At 63.0% G+C, this 25,093-nt stretch carries 22 protein-coding genes; 5 read left to right on the top strand and 17 right to left on the bottom strand.

Going from position 1 to position 25,093, the window contains the following annotated elements; all coding sequences use genetic code 11:
• Position 1: 1 nt before the first annotated feature.
• The 7 genes from serA to NHAM_RS27485 all read right to left on the bottom strand — a co-directional run bounded on the left by serA (position 2) and on the right by NHAM_RS27485 (position 9,004).
• A complete protein-coding gene (gene serA, locus NHAM_RS05710) occupies positions 2-1,591 on the bottom strand; it encodes a phosphoglycerate dehydrogenase (RefSeq protein WP_011509661.1) in 1,590 nt (529 codons plus the stop codon).
• Between the two features lie 161 nt (positions 1,592-1,752).
• Positions 1,753-2,925: a phosphoserine transaminase gene (locus NHAM_RS05705; RefSeq protein WP_011509660.1), complete on the bottom strand. Its 1,173-nt coding sequence runs from the start codon at positions 2,923-2,925 to the stop codon at positions 1,753-1,755.
• 610 nt (positions 2,926-3,535) lie between these two features.
• Positions 3,536-4,360, bottom strand: coding sequence for an outer membrane protein (locus NHAM_RS05700; protein ID WP_011509659.1), 825 nt, complete (start codon positions 4,358-4,360; stop codon positions 3,536-3,538).
• A 210-nt stretch (positions 4,361-4,570) separates the two neighbouring features.
• Positions 4,571-5,443: an outer membrane protein gene (locus tag NHAM_RS05695; protein ID WP_011509658.1), complete on the bottom strand. Its 873-nt coding sequence runs from the start codon at positions 5,441-5,443 to the stop codon at positions 4,571-4,573.
• Positions 5,444-5,744: 301 nt separating this feature from the next.
• A complete protein-coding gene (locus NHAM_RS05690) occupies positions 5,745-6,992 on the bottom strand; it encodes an MFS transporter (protein WP_011509657.1) in 1,248 nt (415 codons plus the stop codon).
• A gap of 139 nt (positions 6,993-7,131) precedes the next feature.
• A complete protein-coding gene (gene glmM / locus NHAM_RS05685) occupies positions 7,132-8,478 on the bottom strand; it encodes a phosphoglucosamine mutase (protein WP_011509656.1) in 1,347 nt (448 codons plus the stop codon).
• A 361-nt stretch (positions 8,479-8,839) separates the two neighbouring features.
• Entirely contained in the window at positions 8,840-9,004 is a 165-nt protein-coding gene (locus NHAM_RS27485) for a hypothetical protein (protein WP_011509655.1), read from the bottom strand.
• Positions 9,005-9,319: 315 nt separating this feature from the next.
• Between NHAM_RS27485 and NHAM_RS05675 the strand changes: the two genes are divergently transcribed.
• Positions 9,320-10,459: an alpha-hydroxy acid oxidase gene (locus NHAM_RS05675; RefSeq protein ID WP_041357746.1), complete on the top strand. Its 1,140-nt coding sequence runs from the start codon at positions 9,320-9,322 to the stop codon at positions 10,457-10,459.
• A gap of 168 nt (positions 10,460-10,627) precedes the next feature.
• On the opposite strand, the gene feoB is transcribed toward NHAM_RS05675, so the two are convergent.
• From feoB to NHAM_RS05630, 9 genes are all read right to left on the bottom strand, one after another.
• On the bottom strand, positions 10,628-12,508 hold the full coding sequence (gene feoB, locus NHAM_RS05670; RefSeq protein ID WP_011509653.1) for a ferrous iron transporter B: 1,881 nt from the start codon (positions 12,506-12,508) through the stop codon (positions 10,628-10,630).
• A complete protein-coding gene (locus NHAM_RS05665; protein ID WP_041357745.1) occupies positions 12,505-12,822 on the bottom strand; it encodes a FeoA family protein in 318 nt (105 codons plus the stop codon). Before NHAM_RS05665 ends, feoB begins: the two co-directional genes overlap by 4 nt.
• A 114-nt stretch (positions 12,823-12,936) precedes the next feature.
• Positions 12,937-13,794: a shikimate dehydrogenase gene (locus tag NHAM_RS05660; protein WP_011509651.1), complete on the bottom strand. Its 858-nt coding sequence runs from the start codon at positions 13,792-13,794 to the stop codon at positions 12,937-12,939.
• A gap of 128 nt (positions 13,795-13,922) precedes the next feature.
• Positions 13,923-15,674, bottom strand: coding sequence for a SulP family inorganic anion transporter (locus NHAM_RS05655; RefSeq protein WP_011509650.1), 1,752 nt, complete (start codon positions 15,672-15,674; stop codon positions 13,923-13,925).
• Between the two features lie 55 nt (positions 15,675-15,729).
• A complete protein-coding gene (locus NHAM_RS05650) occupies positions 15,730-16,005 on the bottom strand; it encodes a helix-turn-helix domain-containing protein (protein ID WP_011509649.1) in 276 nt (91 codons plus the stop codon).
• Positions 16,006-16,126: 121 nt separating this feature from the next.
• Entirely contained in the window at positions 16,127-18,226 is a 2,100-nt protein-coding gene (locus NHAM_RS05645) for an elongation factor G (protein WP_011509648.1), read from the bottom strand.
• 145 nt (positions 18,227-18,371) lie between these two features.
• A complete protein-coding gene (locus NHAM_RS05640) occupies positions 18,372-18,854 on the bottom strand; it encodes a DUF992 domain-containing protein (protein ID WP_011509647.1) in 483 nt (160 codons plus the stop codon).
• A 180-nt stretch (positions 18,855-19,034) separates the two neighbouring features.
• Positions 19,035-19,595 carry a DUF992 domain-containing protein gene (locus NHAM_RS05635; RefSeq protein ID WP_011509646.1) on the bottom strand — a complete coding sequence of 187 codons (561 nt, stop codon included), beginning with the start codon at positions 19,593-19,595 and terminating at the stop codon, positions 19,035-19,037.
• Between the two features lie 354 nt (positions 19,596-19,949).
• Entirely contained in the window at positions 19,950-21,152 is a 1,203-nt protein-coding gene (locus NHAM_RS05630) for a pyridoxal phosphate-dependent aminotransferase (RefSeq protein ID WP_011509645.1), read from the bottom strand.
• 239 nt (positions 21,153-21,391) lie between these two features.
• On the opposite strand from NHAM_RS05630, the gene NHAM_RS28835 reads away from it, so the two are divergent.
• The 3 genes from NHAM_RS28835 (at position 21,392) to NHAM_RS05620 (ending at position 23,445) form a co-directional block, all read left to right on the top strand.
• Positions 21,392-21,973 (top strand): glycosyltransferase family 87 protein, encoded by a 582-nt coding sequence (locus tag NHAM_RS28835; protein ID WP_283805367.1) that lies wholly within the window; start codon positions 21,392-21,394, stop codon positions 21,971-21,973.
• Positions 21,931-22,593, top strand: coding sequence for a glycosyltransferase family 87 protein (locus tag NHAM_RS05625; RefSeq protein ID WP_283805366.1), 663 nt, complete (start codon positions 21,931-21,933; stop codon positions 22,591-22,593). Before NHAM_RS28835 ends, NHAM_RS05625 begins: the two co-directional genes overlap by 43 nt.
• Before the next feature lie 198 nt (positions 22,594-22,791).
• Positions 22,792-23,445 carry a glutathione S-transferase family protein gene (locus tag NHAM_RS05620; protein WP_041357742.1) on the top strand — a complete coding sequence of 218 codons (654 nt, stop codon included), beginning with the start codon at positions 22,792-22,794 and terminating at the stop codon, positions 23,443-23,445.
• Between the two features lie 105 nt (positions 23,446-23,550).
• Here the strand turns inward: NHAM_RS05620 and NHAM_RS26485 are convergent, their stop codons facing one another.
• The gene (locus NHAM_RS26485) at positions 23,551-23,802 is read right to left on the bottom strand and encodes a hypothetical protein (RefSeq protein ID WP_041357741.1); all 252 of its coding nucleotides are present in this window, start codon (positions 23,800-23,802) and stop codon (positions 23,551-23,553) included.
• Positions 23,803-23,920: 118 nt separating this feature from the next.
• Between NHAM_RS26485 and NHAM_RS05610 the strand changes: the two genes are divergently transcribed.
• Complete coding sequence (locus NHAM_RS05610) at positions 23,921-25,072, top strand: PQQ-dependent sugar dehydrogenase (protein WP_011509643.1); 1,152 nt, start codon at positions 23,921-23,923, stop codon at positions 25,070-25,072.
• The last annotated feature ends 21 nt before the right edge of the window (positions 25,073-25,093 follow it).

Genomic DNA, 25,093 nt, shown 5'->3' with positions numbered 1-25,093 from the left:
GTCAGAACGTCAGCGCCTTCACCTGCTTGACCTGCGGCAGCGCCTGCACCTTCGCGAGAACGTTCTCCGGCACGTTGCCGTCAACCTCGACCAGCGCGATGGCATCGCCACCCTGACCGTGACGGCCGAGATTGAAGGTCGCGATGTTGACGCCCGCGTCGCCGAGCAGCGACGCGAATTTGCCGATGAAGCCGGGTTTGTCCTCGTTGGTGACGTAGATCATCGACTTGCCGAACTCGGCATCGACACGGATGCCCTTGATGTCGACAAGGCGCGGCTTGCCGTCGGCATAGACCGTGCCGGACACCGAACGCTTCTGCCGCTCGGTGGCGACCGTCACCGTGATCAGGCTTTCGTGGTCGCTCTGCGCGGCGCGCACCACCTCGTCCACCACCATGCCGCGCTCCTTGGCGACGACCGGCGCGGACACGACGTTGACGTCGCCCAGCATCGGCCGCAGCAGGCCCGACAGCGCCGCCGAGGTCAGTGCCTTGATCTTCATTTCGGCGACCTGCCCCTCATAGGTGATGATCACCTTGGAGATGCCGGTCTCCGTAAGCTGACCGGCGAACGAGCCGAGCTTTTCCGCAAGCTCGACGAACGGCTTCAGCTTCGGTGCTTCTTCCGCCGTGATCGAGGGGAAGTTGAGCGCGTTGGTGATCGCACCGGTGAGCAGATAGTCCGACATCTGCTCGGCGACCTGCAGCGCGACGTTCTCCTGAGCTTCCGAGGTGGAGGCGCCAAGATGCGGCGTGCAGATCACGTTGGGGTGACCGAACAGCACGTTCTTGGTCGCCGGCTCCTCGACAAACACGTCGAACGCCGCACCCGCGACATGCTTGGCATTGAGCGCATCGGCCAGCGCCTGCTCGTCAACCAGGCCACCGCGCGCGCAGTTGATGATGCGCACGCCCTTCTTCATCTTGGCGATGGCGGCAGCGTCGATGATGTTGCGGGTCTTGTCGGTCAATGGCGTATGCAGCGTGATGAAATCGGCGCGCTTGAACAGGTCTTCAAGCTCGACCTTGTCAACGCCGAGATCCTTGGCGCGCTCCGGCGACAGGAATGGATCGAACGCGATCACCTTCATCTTCAGGCCGAGCGCGCGGTCCGCGACAATCGAGCCGATGTTGCCGCAACCGATGATGCCGAGAATCTTGTTGGTGATCTCGACACCCATGAAGCGGTTCTTCTCCCACTTGCCGGCCTGGGTCGAGGCATCGGCGGCGGGAATTTCGCGCGCCAGCGCCAACATCAAGGTGATCGCATGTTCGGCGGTCGTGATCGAATTGCCGAACGGCGTGTTCATCACGATGATGCCCTTGGCGGTCGCGGCCGGAATCTCGACGTTGTCGACGCCGATACCGGCGCGGCCGATCACCTTCAGCTTTTTGGCATTGGCGAGAATTTTCGCGGTGGCCTTGGTGGCCGAACGGATCGCAAGGCCGTCGTAGTTGCCGATGATCTCGGCGAGCTTGTCCTTGTCCTTGCCGAGCGCGGGCTGGAAATCGACCTCGATGCCGCGATCCTTGAAGATCTGCACGGCGGCAGGGCTGAGCGCATCGGAAATCAGAACTTTCGGTTTGGTCATGATGTTGTTCTCCACCTCCCTTGAAAGGGAGGGTCGGCGCGCAGCGCCGCGGCGGGATGAAAGGGTTTGAATTGCGTGGCTGGCGAGTTGGGAAACGATCGACACCCCACCCGCCATGCCTTCGGCATAACGACCCTCCCCTCAAGGGAAGGGTGGGAAGATCACGCCGCCTTGGCAAGCGAGGCTTTGGTCTCGGCGAACGCCCAGTCGATCCACTGTGTCAGCAGCGCGACGTCGCTCGCCTCCACCGTGGCGCCGCACCAGATGCGCAGGCCCGGCGGCGCGTCGCGGTAGTGCCCGAAATCGTAGCCCGCGCCTTCCTTCTCGACAGCGGCAACGAGCTTCTTGGCGAAAGCGGCTTGCGCTTCCGCAGGCAACGACGTGATTGCGGGATCGATGACCTTCAGACACACCGAGGTATTGGAGCGGATCGCCGGATCGGCGGCGAGGAAATCGATCCACGGCGTTTTCGCCGCCCAGTCGCTGAGCGCCCTGGTGTTGGCATCGGCGCGCGCGATCATGCCCTTGAGGCCGCCGACCGACTTGGCCCAGTTCAGCGCATCGAGATAGTCCTCGACGCACAGCATCGACGGCGTGTTGATGGTCTCGCCAACGAAGATGCCGTCGATCAGTTTGCCGCCCTTGGTCATGCGGAAGATCTTCGGCAACGGCCACGGCGGCGTGTAGCTTTCCAGCCGCGCCACGGCGCGCGGCGACAGGATCAGCATGCCGTGCGCGCCCTCGCCGCCCAGCGCCTTCTGCCAGGAGAAGGTCACGACATCGAGCTTGGCCCAGTCGAGCGGTTGCGCGAAAGCGGCCGAGGTCGCGTCGCAGATGGTGAGGCCTTCGCGGTTCGCACTGATCCAGTCGGCGTTCGGCACGCGAACGCCGGAGGTGGTGCCGTTCCAGGTAAAGACGATATCCGACTTCGGGTCGGCCCTGGCGAGGTCTGGAAGTTCGCCGTAGCCCGCCTTGAGCGTGGCGACGTCTTTCAGCTTAAGCTGCTTGACGACATCGGTGACCCAGCCTTCACCGAAGGATTCCCAGGCGATCATGGTGACGGGGCGCGCGCCGAGCAGCGACCACAGCGCCATCTCCACCGCGCCGGTATCCGACGCCGGCACGATGCCGATCTTGTAGTCGGTCGGAATTTCCAGAACCTCGCGCGTCAGATCGATCGCGAGCTTCAGGCGCGCTTTGCCGATCTTCGCACGATGCGAACGGCCGAGAGCTGCGTCCTTGAGATTTTGGGGAGTCCAGCCAGGGCGCTTGGCACAGGGGCCGGAGGAGAAATGCGGCACGGTTGGCCGCGAAGCGGGCTTCGCAACGGTCATGATCTATCCTTCCAGATAGCAAGCCTCCCGTTGGGGGGAGGTGTCCCGCCGCTGGGGATATGGGACTCACCCGCTTTCGTCAAGAATTTTCCGGGCGATCACGCGCGATTGACAATGCGCCGCCCCCCGACACCGCGCCGTCCACGGCCGGAAGATGGGATCAAGAGTTTGACAGGCTTCACCAGTTGAGACCGGTGCCTGTCGTGATGCGTGACGACCCGTTCAGACCGGTGCTTGGGTGGCGGTGGTTGAGGACCCGCCTCCGGCCCTACGGTCAGCCTATGCCCGCGGCATTAGCCTATACCAGCGGCATAGGCGCTCAGTGCCAGCAAACTGATGAAGGTCGCCGCGACAAGTGCGAAAAAGGTCATTCGGGTATGCATGCGTTGCTCCATCGTTATTGACGGAATCAACGGGCAGCATTCACCACCGTTCCAGTTCCTTTACCGCGAATCCGGTTCCTTACCGCTAGACGCACGATCTGCAGAGTGCGGGGAACGCGCTTAGCACCGCCTATCATCCCGACAAGGCCGCTACGAGTCCGAGTTGCGCAGGCGAGGACTTCGAGCTTCGAACGCGCGGAACAGAGACGCTCCATGCGCGTTCGCAGTCAGAACTTGTAGCCGACGCCGGCGCGAACGGTGTTGACATTTGTGTCGATCGAGGAGGTGAAGCGGATGTATTCCCATTCGACGCGCGCAAACAGGCCGCCAATCAGATTGACGTCAAGGCCTACACCCGCCGAATAGCCGTAGATCAGATGGCTGTACTTGCCATCGGTGCCACTGACATTAAAGGGCACGTTTGTGAAACCGGGCGCCGCAGCCGGATTAACCTGTGTCCCGAAGATGTGCGCGCTGCGTACGATATCGGCTTGGCCGAGCGCTACGCCGCCGAACATATAAGGAAGGAAAGCACCAACAACATACCCGGCGCGAGCGCGCAGCGTTCCCATGTCCGAAATCGACATGGTCGCTGTGCTTTGATAAGTCACGCCATCGGTATACCCAAGAGAATCGGTAAAAAAGCGGGACATCGAGTCGCTTCGGCTGCCGCCAAATTTGCCGTGCATATAGTTGGCTTCGACACCGATCACGACATCATCCCACTGGCTGTTGTAACCGACGAATCCGCCCCAGCCGTCGCCCCGTACCGAAGCCTTGCCTCCCAGCGGCCAGGACGAGACCTGCCCTGAGTTTTCGATGGCCGTACCGCTGAGCAGCCGTGCCGCAACGTTTCTGGTCGCACCGGTGAAGTTCATGTCAGATTCGCCGACGCCGGCCTGCCCGCCGACGTAGTAGCCCTGCCATACGGTCCGGACCGTGCCAAAACCATCGGACAGCGACCCGCGCAGAATCGGAAGGTCGGGCATGTCGGCGGCGTATGCTCCGTGCGCTGTCCCGCACATGACTGCCGCCAGCAGAAGTCTACGCATCGCAACGCTCCATCGCCACAACCTGGGTTACGGCAATCATCGCCTGTTAACCTTAATCAATCGTTGTCGCACAGCGCGATCGATCCACATTCTCGACAAAATCCTGACGCGCTCCAACGCGGTCGTAACCGCCGAAAGCCGGCCGCACCAAAAGAAAAAATGGCGCGGGAAACTCCCGCGCCGTTAAGAACTATTAAGAGATAATAAGGCTCAGCCCTTGGTGACCAGCGGCGGCGCATAGACCGGCGGGCTGTTGAGATCCCAGCGCACGCCAAGCTTCACGTCATGTGAGGTGATGTCGTGAAACTTCATTGCAACGCCCCTGGTGAAGCCGTCGTAAGTCGACACAGCGCCCGTCGTTCCCGAACCGAGATTGACGTAGCTGTAGGCCAACTCAATCGTGAGCCCCGGATTGACGCGATAGGCCAGACCGGCATGCGCGGCCCAGGCGAAATTCCACTTCGACGCAGCCGGAGCACTGGCGTAACTCGGATTGGGACCGCCCAAGTAATAGCTATCGGTGGCTGAGCTGTAATTCACGTTGTTGGAACCGTTATCGGTATAGTTCGCGATATTGACACGCGCGACACCGACACCGGCACCGATGAAGGGAGTGATGCACCACCAGGTACCGAGATCGACGTAACCGTTGGCCATCACCAACCATTCCGACTTGGTGGCATTATAGTTATCGACACCCTGTCCGACGAGACCGTAGGCCGGGAAGGTTATCAGGTCGGTGCCCTTGAAATTCGAGTTGCCACGATATTGACCCGTGATATCGCCGCGGAACCAGTTGTTGAACTGATAGCCGAGACCGACCCCGAAGATGCCGGCGGTATCAAACGCCGTGCTCTGATTGAGCGACGTTAGTGACGCGTTACGGCCATCCCCCATCGCAATGTTCTTCACGCGCTGATTGCTGAAGCCGATATCGCCGCGCAGATACCAGCCGCCGAACTCCGCGACCGGCGGCGGCGCGTAATACTGAGGAGGCGGCGCAATCGGCATGTCGGCGGCGAATGCGGCCGATGACAACAATGATGCCGCTCCGGCGGCGACGAGAAATTTAACGCTACGCATCGGCTTCGTCCCTTTGTCCGGTGAGGCAGACGAGGCCCCACTCCCGAAATCAAAGGGACGATGACACCAAATGCTTAAGCGCCGCTTAACCCTAATTTTTAAGGTTGATATCCGGTGAGTTTCTTTCGACAGCGGTACGAAGCGTCGCAGCTTCGCCACACTTGTTAACCGTTCGTTGACAAAAGACCGCGGCGGCGCTCATAGCGTTTTCGAGCGAAGTGGATACCGGTTCGCGTGAAGAAAACGCGCCAAATAAAAAACATAGAGCCTCGCTTCTGATTCCATCAGAAGCGGAAACGCTCTACCCGTGCCGGATTTTCGGCATCTTCGGCAGGAACATCGCAAGCAGGCCGATCGCCGGCAGGAACGCGCAGGCCTGATAGACGAACTCGATTCCCTTCGCGTCCGCGACCTCACCGAGCAGCGCCGCTCCAAGTCCTCCGGCGCCGAACGCAAAGCCAAAGAACATCCCCGAGATCATGCCGAAGCGATGCGGCATCAGTTCCTGCGCGAACACAATGATCGCTGGCATCGCCGAGGAGATGACAAAGCCGATGACGATGCTCAGTATCGCGGTCCAGAACAGGTTGGCGAACGGCAGCAGCAGGGTGAACGGCAGCACTCCGAGGATCGAGAACCAGATCACATAGCGACGGCCGATCCGGTCGCCGATCGGGCCGCCGAAATAGGTGCCGACCGCGGTTGCGGCGAGGAACATGAACAGGAATATCTGCGACGTCTGGGTCGAAACGCCGAACTTGTGAATCAGGAAGAACGTGTAGTAGCTGGTCAGGCTCGCCATGTAGATGAACTTGGAAAACACCAGCACGATCAGGATGGCGATCGCCAGCGCCGTGCGCCGCGGTGACGGCGCGTTGGGCTGGCGCGCCACCGCCTTGCTGACGCGTGGGGCGATCAGCGGCTTGTACCAGCGCCCGATTCGCCAAAGGATCAGGATCGCGGTTGCCGCAATCACAGAGAACCAGGCGATGCTCGGCTGGCCGAACGGCACCACGATCAGCGCCGCCAGCATCGGCCCCATCGCCGAGCCGAAATTGCCGCCGACCTGAAACACCGCTTGGGCGTATCCATAACGTCCGCCCGACGCCATCCGCGCGATGCGCGAGGACTCCGGATGGAACACCGCGGAGCCCAGACCGACAAGTCCGGCGGAAACAAGGATCATCCCGTAGACATGCGCTACGCTCAGCAGCAGCAACCCGACGAAAGTAGAACCCATGCCGATGGCGAGCGAGAACGGCTGAGCCTTCTTGTCGGTGACATAGCCGACCACGGGTTGCAGCAGCGACGCCGTCACCTGAAATGCCAGAGTAATCATTCCGATCTGGGCGAAGTCGAGCGCGTAGTTCTCCTTCAGGATCGGATAGACCGAGGGAATCAACGACTGCATGGTGTCGTTCAGAAAATGCGAGAAGCTGATGCCGCCGAGCACAAGATAAACGGGACCGACGGCCGCCTTTTCGGCAACCCCGGGAACCACGACCGGCGCGACCTGCGTTTCCTCGGAGGCGATGACGGGCTTGTCCACGAACGGATTCCGGGTTGTTTCGACCGGCGCCTGTTACGATGCGGGCACCCGGCCGACCAGCAACAATAGATTATAGCAGGGATGCAGCGGGAGTTGCTCGCGGACCCCGCTCACGATTTCAAGGCTCTTATCGGCGATTTCACGCCGCCGCCGGGCCGCCCAGCGCGGAAACGATCGTGTCCACGACGTCCTCGACCAGGATACGGTCGTCGCCCTCGCCCATCACGCGGATCACCGGCTCGGTTCCGGAGGAGCGGACCAGCAGGCGGCCATGCCCGTTGAGGCGCTTCTCGCCCGCGGTAATCGCCGACTTGACCTCGGCACGATCCAGCGGCTTGCCGCTGCGATAGCGGTAGTTCTTCAGGATCTGCGGCAGCGGCTCGAACTTGTGGCAGACCTCGGAAACCGGGCGGCCCAGCTTCTGCACCACGGCAAGCACCTGAAGCGCGGACACGAAGCCGTCTCCGGTGGTCGCATAGTCCGACAAGATGATGTGGCCCGATTGCTCGCCACCGAGATTGTAGCCCTGCTTCAGCATCTGCTCGAGCACGTAGCGGTCGCCGACCGGGGTCCGCACCAGCGACAACTCTTGCCCCTCGAGGAAACGCTCAAGACCGAGATTCGACATCACCGTGGCGACAATCCCAGGCTTGGTCAGCCGGCCGTCTTCCTTCCAGCTCTCCGCGATCACGGCGAGAAGCTGATCGCCGTCGACCACGTGGCCGCGCTCGTCGACGATGATGACGCGGTCGGCGTCGCCGTCGAGCGCAATGCCGATATCGGCGCGCATCTCGCGGACCTTGCGGCACAGCGCCTCCGGCGCGGTGGAGCCGCATTCCTTGTTGATATTGAAGCCGTCGGGCTCGACGCTGATCGGAACGACGTCCGCGCCCAGTTCCCACAGCGCCTCGGGCACCACCCTGTAGGCAGCGCCGTTGGCGCAATCGACCACCACTCTCAGCCCGTCGAGGCTGAGTTCGCGGGGCAGCGTGCGTTTGGCGAATTCGATATAGCGATCGTGCACGCCGTCGATGCGGCGGGCGCGACCGAGGCCCGTGCTCTGCGCCAGTTTCTTGTCGAGGTTTTCGTCGAGCAACTGTTCGATCTGCTTTTCGACGGCGTCGGACAGCTTGAAGCCTCGCGGGCCGAACATTTTGATCCCGTTGTCCTCGAACAGGTTGTGCGAGGCGGAGATCATGACGCCGAGGTCGGCGCGCATCGACTTGGTCAGCATCGCCACCGCCGGCGTCGGCATCGGGCCGAGCAGCAGCACATCCATGCCGACCGAGGTGAAGCCCGCGACCAGCGCATACTCGATCATGTAGCCGGAGAGCCGGGTATCCTTTCCGATCACGACGCGATGACGGTACTCGCCTCGCTGGAACACCAGTCCGGCGGCCTGCCCGACCTTCATCGCAAGTTCCGGCGTGATCAGGCCGTTGGCGCGGCCACGGATGCCGTCGGTTCCGAAATACTTGCGGCTCATCCTACCCCCCCAGGCGCCCTTGAAATGCTCGCCGCCGCGCTTGAGACCAGCCCGCCGAATCGTTGACTGTCAAGCATCGAGCGAAAGCCGCTTATAACGCCCTGAAAGCTAAAACGACTTCAAAAAATATAATGAACCGTTACCGGCATCTGGCGGAAAAAAGTCGTATTCCGTTGAAAAGACGGATTAATCCCCGGTCTCGAGAATCTGGCCGTTTCAAGAACCTGCCTTGGGCCACTGCCCGGCTGCCGATGCGAGCGATTCCAGCAGGTATATCGCAAAAGCGGATGCCGCTTTTGCGATGGGAATACGCGCAAGTTATTAATCGAGAGCATCTTCTTCGCGTGAACCGGATCTCCACTTAGCGAGAAGAGGCTCTATGACGGTCAACCTTGTTCTTTGGCGGTTTCCCGGGCGCCGGCTGGGTGACGCTCACCGGGTCCGAGCCGGGAAACGACTCTTCCAGGCCGCGATTGAGTTCCTCATCCAGCTCTTTCTTGGTCTTTTGCGACCGGTCGTCCTGCATAGCGACGCTCCTGAGCATAGCATTCTTCCACTGTAGTCCTCGAGCGTTTTCGAGCGAAGCATGTCCTCGGGCTTGACCGGAGGATCGATACCGGTTCGCGTGAAGAAAACGCGTCAAATCAAAATCGTAGAGCCCCCTTCTGATTCCATCAGAAGGCTTTAGGTGTAACGCGCCCATGGCACGTTCCGTTCCTCCGAAACGTGAGATCAGGCCGGATTTTGCGGCCCATCCATGCTAGGTGAGTTTTCGGATCCGGCGGCGCGAACCTGAGGGCAGGTGATACCCGCCCGAATACACCAAGGTCCGGACATGTCGATGGATCGCATCACCTGCATCGAGGATCTGCGCGAGGTCCACAAGCGCCGCGTGCCGAAGGCGTTCTTCGACTACGTCGATCGCGGCTCCTATTCCGAGCAGACATACCGCGCCAACCACGAAGACTTGCAGGCAATCAGGTTTCGCCAGCGGATTCTGGTCAATATCGCGAAGCGCGATCTCGCGACCGCCATCCTCGGCGAGAAGGCGAACCTGCCGCTGATCCTGGCGCCGGTCGGCTCGACCGGGATGCAGTACGGCGACGACGAGATTCACGCCTGCCGCGCCGCGCAGGCGGCCGGCATCCCGTATACGCTGAGCACGATGTCGATCAATTCGATCGAGGACGTGGCGGAGAGCGTCGAGAAGCCGTTCTGGTTTCAGCTCTACGTCATGAAGGATCGCGGCTTCGTCAGGGAATTGATCGAGCGCGCCATGGCGGCGAAATGCAGCGCGCTGGTGCTGACGGTGGATCTGCAGGTGCTGGGCCAGCGCCATCAGGACATCAAGAACGGCCTGTCGGTGCCGCCGCAACTGTTCAGCCTCGCCAACATGATCGACTTCATAAGCAAGCCGTCATGGCTGATCGGCACGCTGCGCGCCAGGCGGCGGAATTTCGGCAACATCGCGGGGCACGTCAAAGGCGTCGACGATCTCGGTTCGGTGGCGGGCTGGGTCGCCGAGCAGTTCGACGCCACGCTGAGCTGGAGGGATGTCGACTGGATCCGCGGCATATGGCCCGGAAAGCTGGTCATCAAGGGCATCCTCGACGTCGGAGACGCCCGGGAAGCAGCGAAGATCGGCGCACAAGCGCTGGTGGTGTCCAACCATGGCGGCCGTCAGCTCGACGGCGCCCAATCCTCGATCGAGGTGCTGCCGGCGATCGTCGATGCGGTCGGCTCGAAAATCGAGGTCATGTTCGACAGCGGCATCCGCTCGGGCCAGGACGTGATGCGCGCGCTCGCGCTCGGCGCAAGATCCTGCATGATCGGCCGCGCCTATGTCTACGGCCTCGGCGCGTTCGGCGGCCCGGGCGTCACCAAGGCGCTCGACATCATCGCGAAGGAACTGAGCGTGACCATGGGCCTGTGCGGGGTCAACACGATTGCCGAAATCGACGGCCGCGTACTGGCAATTTAGAGCATGATCCCGAAAAGTGGAGCCCGGTTTTCGGATAAGATCATGCTCGATAGAAAGGATAAGGCCAGAGTCTGATTCAACGCAGTTGAAACAGACTCTGGCTGACGATCGAGCCACCGGATATCCGGCATCAACGCCTGCAAATGCCAGCGCGTGCCGGATCGGCAATCAACCCCAACCCAGCGCCAGCGCGATGCGGTAGGTAACGAACGCGGCCAGATAGGCCATCGACAGCATGTAGAAGAATGTAATCAGCACCCAGCGCCATCCGCCGGTCTCGCGCTTGATGACGGCGAGCGTCGAGGCGCATTGCGGCGCAAAGACATACCAGGCGAGAAACGCCAGCGCGGTCGCGAGACTCCATTGTCCGGCGAGCATGTGACCGACCTGGTCCGCCGCCTCCTTGCCGCCCTCGATCGCATACACGGTGCCGAGCGAGGCCACCGCCACCTCGCGCGCCGCCATGCCGGGAATAAGCGCGACGCTGATCTGCCAGTTGAATCCGATCGGCGCGAGCACCGGTTCGATCCAGCGGCCGATCATGGCCGCAAGACTGAAATCGATCGCGGGTTCGGTAGCGCCCATCGGCGGGCGCGGGAACGACGCCAGAAACCAGATCAGAACCATCATGGAAAAGATCGTGGTGCCGGCGCGCTTCAGAAACGCCATCGCGCGCTGGTAGAGGTTCATCAGCACACTGCGCAATTGCGGCAGCTTGTAATCCGGCAGCTCCAGCATGAAGGGCGGCGTCGCGCTGTCACGCCAGAAAAAGCGATTGGCCACGAACGATACCGCGAGCGCGCTGAAGATGCCCGCCGCATAGAGCCCGAACATCACGAGCCCCTGCAACCCGAGAACGCCGAGCACCGGCCGGTTCGGCACGAAGGCGGCGATAATCAGCGTATAGACCGGGATGCGCGCCGAGCAGGTCATCAGCGGCGCGACCATGATGGTGGTCAGCCGGTCACGCTTGTTATCGATCACCCGCGTCGCCATGATCCCCGGAATCGCGCAGGCAAAGCTCGACAGCAGCGGGATGAAGGCGCGACCGTGCAGTCCGGCGCCGCCCATGATGCGGTCCATCAGGAAGGCCGCGCGCGCCATGTAGCCGAGATCTTCGAGCAGCAGAATGAAAAGAAACAGAATGAGGATTTGCGGCAGGAACACGATGACGCTGCCGACGCCGGAGATCACGCCGTTCTGGACGAAGCTCTGCAACAATCCTTCCGGCAGCACGGTCGCGGAGAACGCGCCGAGCGCATCGAAACCCTGGGTGATGAGCTCCATCGCCGGTTCAGCCCAGGCGAACACGGCCTGGAACATCACGAACAGCAGCAGGAGCAGCGAGACCATGCCCCATATCGGATGCAGCAGCACGGTGTCTACACGCGTGGTCCATGTATCGGGCTTGGCCGGCTCGCTGACCGCGGCGCGGATCACGCGATCGGCCTCGCGCTGCGCCGCGCGCAGGTCGGACACGGCCGGCGTCGTCCACTCGCTCGCGACAATGGCCTCGGTCGGCTTGCCGGCGATGTCATCGATCCGGCGCAGCAGATCGTCGATGCCGCCGCGCCGCACGGCGGTCGATGTGACGACCGGTATGCCAAGTTCGGCGGAGAGCTTGTCGAGATCAATGTCGACGCCGCGCCGCCGCGCGATGTCGATCATGTTCAGCACCAAAAGCATCGGCCGGTGAACGCGCTTCAATTCGATGACGAGGCGCATCGCCACGCGAAGATTGGTGGCATCGGCCACGCAGAGCAGAAAGTCCGGCGGACTTTCGCTCGCAAACTTGCCGAGAATGACGTCGCGGGTGATATCCTCGTCCGGGCTGCGGCCCCGCAATGAATAGGTCCCCGGCAGGTCGATCAGGTTGACCAGGTGGCCGGATGCGGTTCGCAAAACCCCCGACTTTCGCTCCACCGTGACGCCGGCGTAGTTGGCCACCTTCTGTCGGCTGCCCGTAAGCGCATTGAACAAGGCGGTCTTGCCGCTGTTCGGCGTTCCAACCAGGGCGATGCGCCAGTCATTGACCTCGATCGCAGTCATTCAGCGGCATCCGCCGACGGGCTGTGATCGCCAACGATAATCGCCATGGCTTCGCACCGGCGCAGCGCGATTGTCGTGCCGTTGACCCGGACCGCGATCGGATCCCGGCCGATCGGCCCTTCATGCAGGATCTGCACCGACACGCCTTCGACGATGCCAAATTCAAGAAGACGCCGTTCGATCTCCATCGCCGACACGCCAAGGTGGTCGCCGTTGACCATGATGGCGCTGACCCGGCCGCAAAAGCCGCGCCGCGCGAGGCCGAGCGGCGTGGTCTGCGTAGCTTCGGGGATACTGGTGTCGAGATCGGACATAATGATCGCTTTGAGATGACGGTCTACCAACTGGATCAAGCTTTCCCGGGGGTCAAGACAAAGAGGGTTGATTGGTCGCCAGATTAGAATGGTTAAAAATATTGGGCGCAAACCTCAAGTCGCGGGATGAGGTATCCGGAGGTCGGCCTCGACCAGCGCGCGCAATTCCGGCGACACCGCGGGACGCTGCCCGAACCACAGCTCGAATCCACGCACCGCCTGATGCAGCAGCATGCCGAGGCCGTCGGCGGTTCTGAGGCCCCGCGCCCTCGCCGCCGCAAGCAGCGGCGTTTCCAGCGGCACATAGACCAGATCGGCGACCACCGCATCCAGCGGCAGCAGCGGCAGTTCGATATCCAGCGGCGGCTGCCCCTTCATGCCGAGCGAGGTGGTATTCACGAGCAGACCAGCGCGCGGCAGCACGTCGCCGAGCCCGCTCCAGGCCAACGGCATAACCGTCGCGCCGAATTGATCCGCGAGCGCCTGCGCCCGCTCCATCGTGCGGTTGACGAGATGGATGCGCTTGATGCCGCGTTCGATCAGGCCGAACACCACGGCCCGGGACGACCCGCCGGCGCCAAGCACCAGCGCATCCCCGGTGCGATCCCAGCCCGGCGCGGCGGCATCCAGATTGCCGATGAAACCCTCGACGTCGGTATTGGTGGACCGCAGGGTCTTACCATCATAATAAAGCGTGTTGGCGGCGCCGATTGCCCTGGCGCGCTCGTCGGGCGCGGTCAGTTGCAGCGCCCGCTCCTTGTGCGGAATCGTGACATTGGCGCCGACGAAGCCGTGCGTCGACAGATGCATGATGAATTCGGCAAGGCCCTCGGGCGGAATCGCCTCGATGTTGTAGCCGCCCGCGATTCCGTGCAAGCGCAGCCAGTAGTGATGGATCAGCGGCGAGCGCGAATGCGCGGCAGGCCATCCGATCAGGCAGGCGGCGCGGCCTTTGGTCTCGGCTGTCATCATGGGTTCCGTCGCATGACGCGCCCGACAATCGGGCGGCACGGCCGGATGAGATCATGCAAGCCGCGGCCGCTGTCAATGCCGCCGGCGCAATCGCCGGTGCCGCGGCACCGCAAGCCTCTCGATGGGACTCACGGCGCCGGCTGCGCGTCTATCGCGGCGATCGGCGGCGCATGGCGGGCCGCCTTGATGTCGGCAACGGCCCGCGCAATGGTCTCCCGGAATGTCGCGCGTGGCGGCCTGACGCCGTGGGTCAGGAGCGCCCGGCGCACCACCGGCGACGCGCCGGTGATGAAAAACGAAACCCCCTGCCGCCGCGCCTTGGCGGCGACACGGCTGATGGCGTTCGCCGCCGTGGAGTCGAGGAACGGAACCGCCGCGAAATCCACGACGAACGCCTTTTGCCGCTCCATGATCGCATCGAGCACCGATCCGACCTCGGACGCCGCGCCGAAGAAGAAAGCCCCGGTGATGCGGTATATGACGACGTCGGGATCGCTCACCATAGCGGCGTCGTAGGGTTGACGGTCGCCATTGGCGTCATCGGCCCTGTCCTCGGCGGCCAGAGGCACATTGGCCTCAATGCCGGTGATCTGCGCCATGCGATGGATGAACAGCACCGCGCCGAGCGCAAACCCGACCAGAATGCCCTCAGTGAGACCGCGGAAAACCGTCAGCAGGAAGGTGGCGAGCAGCACGACGGCATCGCCCCGCGATGCGCGAATCAAGGTCGCGAATTCGTGTTTCTCGACCATGTTCCAGGCGACCACGGCCAGCACCGCGGCCAGCGCCGCGAGCGGAATGTAGCTCGCCAGCGGCGCCGCGATCAGCATGAACAGCAGCAGGAACGCCGAATGCAGCATCCCCGCGACCGGGCCGCGGGCGCCGGCGCGGATGTTGGTTGCGGTCCGCGCGATCAATCCGGTGACGCAGAGACCGCCGAACAGAGCGGACGCGACGTTGGCGACGCCCTGCGCCATCAGTTCGCAATTCGAGCGGTGCCGCCGTCCGGTCATGCCGTCGGCAACCACCGCGGACAGCAGCGACTCGATCGAGGCCAGCAGCGCGAAGGCCACGGCGTCCGGAAACACCGCCTGGACCTTGTCGAGCGAGAATGCCGGCCAGGCCGGCCACGACAACTCGCGCGGAATGCCGCCGAAGCGGGTGCCGATGGTCTCCACCGGCAGCGATAGCGCCCATGCGGCAACGGCGGTCACCACGATGGCGATCAGCATACCCGGCCAGGCCGGCCGGAACCTCTTCAGACCGGCGATGATGACGACGGCGATGACGCTGACCGCGACCGCGGACATGCTGACGGTGTCGCCGGCCCGCGCCAGGGCTTCGAGCTTCGGAACCAGTTGGCTCGGCTCCTTCGCCAGCGTGATTCCAAGGAAATCCTTGATCTGGCTGGCAAAGATGATGACGGCTATGCCGGCGGTGAACCCGACCGTGACCGGATAGGGAATGAACTTGATGTAGGTGCCGAGCCGCAGCAGGCCGGCGGCGATCAGCAAGACACCCGCCATCGCTGTCGCGAGGATCACGCCGTCGATCCCGTGACGCTCGACGGTCAGCGCCACCAGCACGATGAATGCGCCGGCGGGGCCGCCGACCTGAAACCGGCTGCCGCCGAGCAGCGAGACAAAAAATCCCCCTATGATGGCGGTGGTGAGACCGCGATCCGGCGTGGCGCCGGAGGCGATGGCAATCGCCATCGACAGCGGCAGCGCAACGATCGCCACCGTGAGGCCGGCGACGACGTCGGCGCGGAAATCGGCGCCGCGATAGCCCTCGCGCAACACGGTGACGAGTTTCGGCGTGAACAGTTCTGCAAAGGTCGGCTTCCGGATCTGGTGGGGTCGTCCGTCCGCAATGCTCATCCCGCAGTTTCCCTCGCATCGCGCGATCACGGGACAGCGCGAAGCCGCGATGATCTCAAACAGCCGGGCGGCGCGACGGCGATCCGGGTTGCTTCAGGCGAACGCCACGCCCGCCGCTGTCGCTACGGGCATGTTCGCCGATCAATTCGACGCCGGCACGGTCGAACGCGTCGACCACCTTCACCAGCGTACCGACCACGCCGCGCACCGGCCCCTCGCTCGCCTCCATCCGCTGAATGGTCGGCAAGGACACGCCAGCCAGCGCGGCGAGCGTTTTCTGGTCAAGGCCCAAGAGCGCACGCGCTGCACGCATCTGGAAAGATGTGATCAACGCTTGGCCTCCATATCCAAGCTATTATAAATGATGTTTGAGATCATGACAATGATGCATTATACATCATTGTCATGGCAAGACGACCATCAAAACCGGCATCCACTTTTGCCGAATAGCGCTAAGCCGCGACCCGACGCGCGGCAATGATCTGATCGGCGGTCCGGCCGATGACTTCGGCCATGCGATCGAACTGCCGGGTAAAACTGCCCGCTCCCGCCGTCGCCGACCTCAGTTCGACGATGAGATCGCCGATCTCGGCTTCCGGCATCGTGGCGCGCACGCAGTCCCAACCGGTCCACCCGTTGCGACTGTCGAAACCAAGAATCTGGCCGCGCCGTGCCGACAGGATGGCGTTGACCTTCGCCGTCGCCTCGCTCGGGCATACGATCTCGACCACATGGATCGGCTCCAGCAGCACCGGCTGACATTTCGGCAACGCTTCGGCGACCCCCATGCGCGCGGCGGTGCGGAACGCCTGATCCGAGGAATCGACACTGTGATAGGAGCCGTCGGTCAGCGTCATCTGCACATCGATCACCGGAAAGCCGAGCGGACCACGCGAGAGTCCGTCCACCACGCCCTCCTCCACCGCGCCGATATAGTTGCGCGGCACCGCGCCGCCGACGATCTTGTCGACGAAGACGAAGCCCGAGCCGCGCGGCAGCGGATGGATCTCCAGCACCACGTCGCCGAACTGGCCATGCCCCCCGGACTGCTTCTTATGGCGTCCGCGCTGGGTAACGGGCTTGCGGATGGTTTCCTGATAGCCGATCGCGGGCGGATGCGACTTCACGTTGACGCCGAAGCGATCGTGCAGCCGCTCCAGCGCAACGCGCAGATGCATCTCGCCCTGTCCCCACAGCACGGTGTCGTGGGTCTGTGCATTGTGAACGACAGCGAGAGAGGGGTCTTCCTCGTTGAGCTTGATCAGGGCTTGACCGAGCTTGACATCGTCCTTGCGGTCTCCGGCCGCAACCGCCATCGCCAGCACCGGCGCAGCCGGCGCGACGCCGGCCAGCGAGGGCGGTGCGATCCTGGCGGTCGTCAGCGTATCGCCGGTCTTGACGGTGTCGAGCTTGCCGAGCGCTATCGTATCGCCGGCTTCGGCAGACACTCGCTTGGTCTCCTGCGCGCCGGTGGCGGCGAGAATGCCGGAGATTTTTCCGGCTTCGCCCGACGACGCCTGCACCGGCGCGCCATCGTCGAAACGACCTGTCAGCACCCGCGCCAGCGACAGCTTGCCGCCGTGCTGAAGGTGCAGGGTCTTGAACACGTAGGCCAGCGCCTCCTTGCTGTCAGCCACGCCTATGCGCTTCGCCGTCTCGCCGATGCCGGGCGCTTCGTGCCGCAGCGCCTTCATCAGCCGCAGCACGCCATTCGCGCGCGCAGCCGAGCCGAGCAGCACCGGACAAATCTCGCCTTCGCGCAGTTCGCGTGCGAGATCGTCGAATACGGCATCGCGCGGCGGCGTAATATCCTCGAGCAACTGCTCCATCAGCGCGTCGTCGTGATCGGCGAGTTTCTCCAGCATCGAAAACCGCGCGTCCTTCTCGCGGTCGAGATCGCCGCCGTTCAGTTGGACGACTTCGGAAGCCATGTGCTCGCGATAGACAAAGGCGCGCTCCAGCGCGAGATCGACGAACCCGGCGATCAAATCGCCGTTCCAGATTGGAATCTGCCGCAGCACCAGCGGGGTCCGGGAGGCCGGCTGCAACGTCGCCAATGTTTCGCGAACGCGCTCGTTCGCCTTGTCGATCTTGTTGAGAAACAGAAAGCGCGGAATGTTCAAATCTTCCAGTTCGCGCAGGATGATCTGCAACTGCGGCAGCTTGCGCTCGTCGGCTTCGCACACCACCACCGCGGCATCGACCGCGGGGATCGCCGCGCGCATGTCGTGCGCGAATTCGATCGAACCCGGACAGTCGATGAAGGTGTAGGTTTCGCCCATGAAGTTGGTAGTGGCCGGGGTCTGCCCGACGCCCATTTTATGCTGGCGGGCTTCGGGACTGGCGTCGCCGACGCTGGTTCCGTGATCGACACTGCCTGCTTTGGGAATTGCGCCGGTGCGCGCGAGAATGGCTTCGAGAAGTGTAGTTTTACCGCTCTGGAACGGGCCCACCAGCGCAATACACCGGGGACCCGACGCTAGAGTGCCTTGTGGGGTGCCTTGTGGAGTGCCTTGTGGAGTGCCTTGGGGACTTCTGAGGTCTTGTCCCATCGCCGCCTCCTGATCTGGAAGTCGGCCCATGATTGGGTCGGCGCAACGATGCTCCTCCCGCCGCCTGAATTTGGCAAGCGCGAAAACGCCGCGCTGCATTGCCTCGCCGATCGCTGCAAGAGCCGAGCGGACTCACCAAGGGTTGTTAGCGGCCCGGCCGCAATTCAAGTGCGGCGAGACCCGCGGCAATGTTGAGGCCGACCTGGCCCTGCACGCTGAGCGGTTGCAGGGCGATCGCATTGGCGGAGCCGCCGATCAGAACGTTGCCGCCAACGCCGATGCCGACCGAGGCGCTGCCTTGCGCGCCTGCGTAGTCGCCGGAGAGATCGCCAGGTCCGAGCCGCGCCACCGGCGCGTAGACGCCCCAAGCCAGCGCCGATTCCTGGGTGATGCCGAGATCGACACCGACCTTGCGGATCGTGGCGACATAGCGATCTTCCGGCAGGCCGTCCGCGTGAAACACGCAACCGAGATTGGTCACCGAGCCGACAATGAATCCGACGCTGGCTCCACCGCGGCATTCGAGAACGCCGACCTTGACGCGCTGCGCAGGCTGCTGCGCAAGAGCGCCCGCGAGCGACACGATCAGCGCCGCGGCGACGCCCGCCAGAACTGGAATACCGCGCATCAAAAGCTCCGAATTCGAAACTGCAATGCAGAAAAGGACCGCCACAATCATGGCGCGCGCATTTTTATGGCACACCGGCCCAGATCTCGCCAGACCACGTCTCACCAGACACGACGCTGCGGTCATAAACACCAAAAAAAGAGGCCCGCTGTCGCGGGCCTCCTCGGTCGTCCGATCCGATCAGCGTGAGTGCTTATGATGATGCCGATGATGATGACGGCGATGGTGATGCCGATGCCGCTTGTAGCGGGGCGCCGCACGCACATTTGCCGGACGCAGATCGACATCGACGATGCCGGCCACGGCGCTCAGACCGGTCTGGCCCTGCAGGCTCAGCGGCTGTAGCGAAATCGAATTGCCGGACCCTCCGACCAGCAGGTTGGCGCCGAAGCCGACACCGACCGTGGCGTTGGCGCCCACCCCGCCGTAGTGACCGGCCAGCGCGCCGCTACCAAGCCGATAGCTCGGCGCATTGACCGCCCAGGCGAGCCCGGTCTGCGACGTCACGCCGAGATCAAGGCCGAAGCGCTGGACGCGCGCAATATAGGGCTGCGCCGGCGCTCCGGTGTTGCTGTGGAAAACGCACTGCAATTCCGTCGTCGAGCCGACCACATAGCCTACGTTCTGGCCGCCCTCGCATTCGAGGATACCGGCCTGAACCTGATGCTGCTGGGCATGAGCAGCCGCAAACGACGCCACCAGCGTCACGGCGGCCGCGGCGAGAAGTCTTGGGAAGTGCATGAGTCGATCTCCGCTTGGGGATTGAGAAGGCGGCTGGACATGATGGAGCCGCCGTGTCCAAAACAAGGCAACCGCCACGTCAAAACATCAAAATGCCGGGAACGTTGCTAAAACTTGATGAACACCTCAACACCATGGCCGGGACGAAACACCCGAAGCAAAACTGTTCGGCCTAACCGGGCGGGGTAACCATTGCTGTCGTCTCCGCGAAGGCGGTGACTCATAACCCCTGACATCGCGACCTGACATCGGCGATAAGTCACGTCTTCGTCTCAACGGCGGGGACACGGCGGATGGGTCCCCGCCTGCGCAGGGACGACATCCGGTAATGACCCCGACGCCGCACCCGCTCCGTCAGCGCAGGTTGCCGCAGAAGCGCTGGATCCGCTTGCAGGCCTCCTCGAGGTCCGAGGTTTTGGTGGCATAGGAGATGCGGAACGCCGGTCCGAGGCCGAACGCCGACCCCTGCACCACCGCGACGCCTTCGGCCTCCAGCAGTTCGGTGACGAAATCCCCGTCGGTCTCGAGCGTCTTGCCCGACGGCGCGGTCTTGCCGATGGTCCCGGCGCAGGACGGATAGACGTAGAATGCGCCTTCCGGCCGCGGGCAATCGATGCCCTTGGCCTGGTTCAGCATCGCCACCACGAGGTCGCGACGCTCCTTGAACACCTTGTTGTTGGCGCCGATGAACTCCTGCGGACCGCTCAACGCCTCGACCGCCGCCCATTGCGAGATCGACGACGGGTTCGAGGTCGACTGCGACTGGATCGTCGCCATCGCCTTGATGAGTTGCGCGGGACCGCCGGCATAGCCGATGCGCCAGCCGGTCATGCAGTAGGCTTTCGACACGCCGTTCACCGTCAGGGTACGGTCGAACAGCTTCGGCTCGACCTGCGCCGGCGTGGTGAATTCGAAGTTGTCATAGATCAGATGCTCGTACATGTCGTCGGTCATGACCCAGACGTGCGGGTGCTTCACCAGCACATCGGTCAGCGCTTTCAGCTCGGCGCGCGTATAGGCCGCGCCGGTCGGGTTGGACGGCGAGTTGAGGATGATCCACTTCGTCTTCGGCGTGATCGCCTTCTCCAGCGCGTCGGGCTGCAGCTTGAAGCCGGATTCCGCCGGGCACACGACAGGCACGGATTCGCCGCCCGCCAGCGCGACCATTTCGGGATAGCTGACCCAGTACGGTGCGGGAATGATCACCTCGTCGCCTGGATTGATCGTCGCCATCAGTGCGTTGTAGAGCACCTGCTTGCCGCCGGTGCCGACGATAACCTGGTTCGGCTGGTAGGTCAGGCCGTTCTCGCGCTGGAATTTGGCGATAATCGCCTGCTTCAGCTCGGGGATACCGTCGACCGCCGTATACTTGGTCTTGCCAGCCTCGATCGCATGGACCGCGGCGAGCTTGATGTTGGCCGGGGTATCGAAATCCGGCTCGCCGGCGCCGAGGCCGATCACGTTCCGTCCCTCCGCTTTGAGCCGACGTGCTTTATCCGTGACCGCGATGGTCGCGGACGGCTTCACACGGTCGAGCGCAGCGGACAGGAACGACATCGTCATCTCCTAGCAAGCGTGGCTGATCACCAATTCCACGCGGTGTCATTGAACGGGATCGCGGCACATTAGAGTGCGTTACGTTGCACCGCAAGAAGCTTGCGATAACTGTTCCGCTGACAATGCCGTTTCAGGGAAAATTAAACGGAGGCACCTAACCTGCAACCTTGCATTCACTCCTCAGTCACCGGCCGATGACGTCTTCCTGGCGACAATTTCAGAGTGGCGAGTGGCTGACGGTGGCCCGCATACGGGCCTATAGCCTGATTCTGCTGACCCTTTACGCGCTCGCCGTAGTCGTCTGGATTGCCTTGTCCCACGGCCTGTCGGATGCCAACGGCAAGCCGCTCGGCACCGATTTCGCCAGTTTCTATGCCGCGGGATCGTTGGTGCTCGATGGTCGCGCGGCAAGCGTCTACGACATGGCGGCGCACTATGCCCGCGAACAACTGTTGTTCGGGGCGCACACCCCCTATTACGCGTGGTTCTATCCGCCCTTCTTTCTGCTGATCGCAACACCGCTAGCGGCGTTTCCCTATCTGGCGGCGCTGGCGATCTGGCAGTTCGTCACGTTTGCGGGTTATTTCGCCGTGATGCGCGCCATCTTGCTGACCGCTCCATTGACGCGCAGCCAAACCGTTCTCGGCCTGCTGGCGACGGCGGCGTTTCCGGGCGGTCTTCATCAACCTGGGCCACGGTCAGAATGGCTTCCTGACGGCAGCGCTGTTGGGCGGGGCGTTGATCGCACTGCCGCGCCCGTCCGATTCTGGCCGGCGTATTGTTCGGCCTGTTGGCCTACAAACCGCAATTTGGGCTGGTGATCCCTGTCGCCCTGCTCGCAGCCGGCCAGTGGCGGAGCATCGGCGCGGCAGCGCTGACGGTGGCAGCGTTGGCGCTGGGAACGGCGGCGTTATTCGGGCTGGATATCTGGACAGCTTTCGCGGCATCGACCGAGCTTTCGCGCAAGATGCTGTTGCAGGATGGCGATGTGGGATTCGAAAAGCTGCAAAGCGTCTTTGCCGCCGTACGGATGTGGGGCGGCAGCGTCTCGTTCGCCTATGTGATGCAAGGCCTGGTCTCGGCTGTTGTCGTCGGGAGTGTGGCGTGGGTCTGGCGCAGTTCGCGCGACGATCGCGTCAAGGCTGCGACACTGAGCGCCGCCACTGCGTTGGCGTCGCCGCACATCCTCGATTACGATCTGATGATCCTGGGACCAACGATTGCTTTTATGACAGTCGCCATCGCCAGGCGCGGCGCGAAAAGTTACGAGATCAGTGCATTGGCGGCAGCGTGGCTGGTGCCGCTGGTAACGCGCGGGGTCACCGGCGCGACCGGCATACCGCTCGCACTGGTGGCGATGATTGCGCTTTACGGGGTCATTCAATATCACGCGGCCAGAGGAGACAGCCCGAATTTGAGGGTAGCCTTCAACGCATCGTGATCCGACGACGCTTTGCAGACGGGATGATTTTCCGAAAAACCATCGGATGGCGGCAGTTTCCGGCTATTCGTGCGGCGCAACATGTCCCCACCTCAATATGTTCCAGAGCTGAGGCCTTGCGGCAGATCGATGCCATCCTCATTGTCAGATCGCGCTATCGGCAGTCTTACCGCGCAGCAACGGGATCCAACGACGCGAATGTACAAGCTCTATTCGATGCAGCGCTCGGGAAACAGCTACAAGGTCCGTCTTGCGTTTGCCTTTCTTGGCGTACCTTATCATGCCATCGAGATCGATATCCTGCGCGGCGAAAGCCGCACGCCGGATTTCCTCGCCAAGAATCCGAGCGGACAGGTGCCGTTGCTGGAGGTAGGGGAAGGCCGCTACCTCGCGGAGTCCAATGCGATCCTGTGGTATGTCGCGATCGGAACCGCGCTGGCGCCGGAGTCTCCGATCGAGCGCGCCGAGGCGCTGCAATGGATGTTCTTCGAACAGCACGCGCTGGAGCCCAATATCGGCGCGGCCTATTTCTGGCTCTCGCTGGTCAAGGGCGGCCGCGATCTGCAGACCCATGCGCTGGAAGACTGGATGGAGCGCGGCTATGCGGCGCTTCAGGTCATGGAGAATCATCTCAGGACTCACGACTTCTTTGCCGCCGGCCAGCTCACCATCGCCGACATCGCGCTTTATGCCTACACCCATGTCGCCGACCAGTGCGACTTCGACCTCGCGACGTTTCCCTCGATCCGGGCCTGGCTGCGGCGGGTTGAACAGAAAATCGGCTTCGTGAGCATGGACGGGAGTGCGGCTCCTTCAGGCAATGCCGCGACGCGCATCGCCGCCGGGACCTGATCTTCGCGGTCGGGCGGCGGGTGGGGAGTTCAGCCTTCGGCAAGGGCATGGATGGACTAAGGGAAACGCGGGATGGCGCCGATTCCGCCTCGCTTTGGACATCTTTCAAGTCGGCTGCTGCCCCAATCCCGCCCGCGCCCGATGAAAGATTGCGGTGCTGTAGGTGATTCGCCCGTCTTTGAAGGATTGATTCGCGATGCGATCGCAGGGCACCAGCGGAGGGTTCGGGGGACGCATCACACGCGTCGCTTCCACACGCCTCACCAAAGCTGTTGCCGCCTCACTGGCAATCGCGGCCTTCGCTATCTGCCTCTCTTTGGCGTTCGCGGTGATGTCGATCAAGGTCGCGATGGCCATGCCGATCCCGACCTGAACCGGCTGTTTGAGTCCTCGCAGCCCCCGATCCGCCTCGCGATTTTGTGACGGGCGCCCGCGTTTGCCTGTGTGACCATCCGCTCGACGACAGGAGCGTTCGATGAAGACACCGTTCGTCTGGGCTACGGCCACCCTGAGCGCGGCCATCGTACTGACGACCTCCTTCGTCATCGCGACCGGTGTGCGCAGCGAAAGCACGTCGTTCACATCGTCGGCCGGACAGCTGCAGGTCAAAACTGTCGGCAGCGGCCTCAATCATCCGTGGGGCCTCGCCTTCCTGCCGGACGGCCGGATGCTGGTCACCGAGCGGCCGGGTCGCATCCGCATCGTCGGCCGCGACGGCGCATTGTCGCCGCCGCTGAAGGGGGTGCCGACACCTTATGCCAGCGGCCAGGCCGGCCTGCTCGATGTCGCGCTCGACAAGGATTTCGCCAGCAACCGCACGCTCTACTTCTGCTACTCGGCGGAGCGCGGCGGCCAGGCAGCGCTAGCCCGCGCCGAACTCGACGAAGCAAACACACGGCTCGACAACACCAAGGTGATCTTCACCGAGCACAGTCGGGGCGGCAGCAACAATCACGGCTGCCGGATCGCGCAAGGCTCCGACGGCGACCTGTTCGTGACGCTCGGCGATCATTTCCAGCCACGCGACGAGGCGCAGGATCTCGGCGAGGACAACGGCAAGATCATCCGCATCAAACCCGACGGCGCCATCTCGCAGGACAACCCCTTTATCGGCCGCAAGAACGCACGGCCTGAAATCTGGAGCTACGGCCACCGCAACGGCCAAGGCCTCGCATTCAATCCCGCGACCGGCGACCTCTGGGAAATCGAGCATGGCCCGCGCGGCGGTGATGAAGTCAACATCATCGGCAAGGGCAAGAACTATGGCTGGCCGGTGATCGGCTACGGCATCGATTACAACGGCGCGAAGATCCACGACAGCACGTCGAAGCCGGGCATGGAACAGCCGATCAAGTACTGGGTGCCGTCGATCGCCCCCTCCGGCATGGCCTTCTATACCGGCACGCTGTTTCCGGCATGGCAAGGCAGCCTTTTCACCGGCGCACTCAAGGCAAAGATGCTGGTGCGGCTCTCGCTCAAGGACAATGCTGTCACCGGCGAGGAGCGGCTCTTGCAAAATCTCAACGAGCGCATCCGCGACGTCAGGCAAGGGCCGGACGGCGCGCTGTGGCTTTTGACTGATAGCACGGCCGGGCGCATCTTGCGGGTATCGCCGGCCGGGAAATGATTTTTCGCGCCGCGATCACCG

This window comes from Nitrobacter hamburgensis X14 (assembly GCF_000013885.1).
Taxonomy (GTDB): Bacteria; Pseudomonadota; Alphaproteobacteria; order Rhizobiales; family Xanthobacteraceae; genus Nitrobacter; species Nitrobacter hamburgensis.
This window is presented reverse-complemented; position numbering and strand designations above follow the sequence as displayed.

What these genes read in the sequence shown, in the direction of transcription:
- NHAM_RS05620 (WP_041357742.1), top strand. Translation starts at nt 22,792, where the DNA reads ATGTACAAGCTCTATTCGATGCAGCGCTCGGGAAACAGCTACAAGGTC.
- NHAM_RS05645 (WP_011509648.1), bottom strand. Translation starts at nt 18,226, where the DNA reads ATGGGACAAGACCTCAGAAGTCCCCAAGGCACTCCACAAGGCACTCCA.
- serA (WP_011509661.1), bottom strand. Translation starts at nt 1,591, where the DNA reads ATGACCAAACCGAAAGTTCTGATTTCCGATGCGCTCAGCCCTGCCGCC.
- NHAM_RS05665 (WP_041357745.1), bottom strand. Translation starts at nt 12,822, where the DNA reads ATGTCCGATCTCGACACCAGTATCCCCGAAGCTACGCAGACCACGCCG.
- NHAM_RS05640 (WP_011509647.1), bottom strand. Translation starts at nt 18,854, where the DNA reads ATGCGCGGTATTCCAGTTCTGGCGGGCGTCGCCGCGGCGCTGATCGTG.
- feoB (WP_011509653.1), bottom strand. Translation starts at nt 12,508, where the DNA reads ATGACTGCGATCGAGGTCAATGACTGGCGCATCGCCCTGGTTGGAACG.
- NHAM_RS05700 (WP_011509659.1), bottom strand. Translation starts at nt 4,360, where the DNA reads ATGCGTAGACTTCTGCTGGCGGCAGTCATGTGCGGGACAGCGCACGGA.
- NHAM_RS05705 (WP_011509660.1), bottom strand. Translation starts at nt 2,925, where the DNA reads ATGACCGTTGCGAAGCCCGCTTCGCGGCCAACCGTGCCGCATTTCTCC.
- NHAM_RS05635 (WP_011509646.1), bottom strand. Translation starts at nt 19,595, where the DNA reads ATGCACTTCCCAAGACTTCTCGCCGCGGCCGCCGTGACGCTGGTGGCG.
- NHAM_RS05610 (WP_011509643.1), top strand. Translation starts at nt 23,921, where the DNA reads ATGAAGACACCGTTCGTCTGGGCTACGGCCACCCTGAGCGCGGCCATC.
- NHAM_RS05655 (WP_011509650.1), bottom strand. Translation starts at nt 15,674, where the DNA reads ATGAGCATTGCGGACGGACGACCCCACCAGATCCGGAAGCCGACCTTT.
- NHAM_RS05695 (WP_011509658.1), bottom strand. Translation starts at nt 5,443, where the DNA reads ATGCGTAGCGTTAAATTTCTCGTCGCCGCCGGAGCGGCATCATTGTTG.
- NHAM_RS05630 (WP_011509645.1), bottom strand. Translation starts at nt 21,152, where the DNA reads ATGTCGTTCCTGTCCGCTGCGCTCGACCGTGTGAAGCCGTCCGCGACC.
- glmM (WP_011509656.1), bottom strand. Translation starts at nt 8,478, where the DNA reads ATGAGCCGCAAGTATTTCGGAACCGACGGCATCCGTGGCCGCGCCAAC.
- NHAM_RS05675 (WP_041357746.1), top strand. Translation starts at nt 9,320, where the DNA reads ATGGATCGCATCACCTGCATCGAGGATCTGCGCGAGGTCCACAAGCGC.
- NHAM_RS05660 (WP_011509651.1), bottom strand. Translation starts at nt 13,794, where the DNA reads ATGATGACAGCCGAGACCAAAGGCCGCGCCGCCTGCCTGATCGGATGG.
- NHAM_RS26485 (WP_041357741.1), bottom strand. Translation starts at nt 23,802, where the DNA reads ATGGCCATCGCGACCTTGATCGACATCACCGCGAACGCCAAAGAGAGG.
- NHAM_RS27485 (WP_011509655.1), bottom strand. Translation starts at nt 9,004, where the DNA reads ATGCAGGACGACCGGTCGCAAAAGACCAAGAAAGAGCTGGATGAGGAA.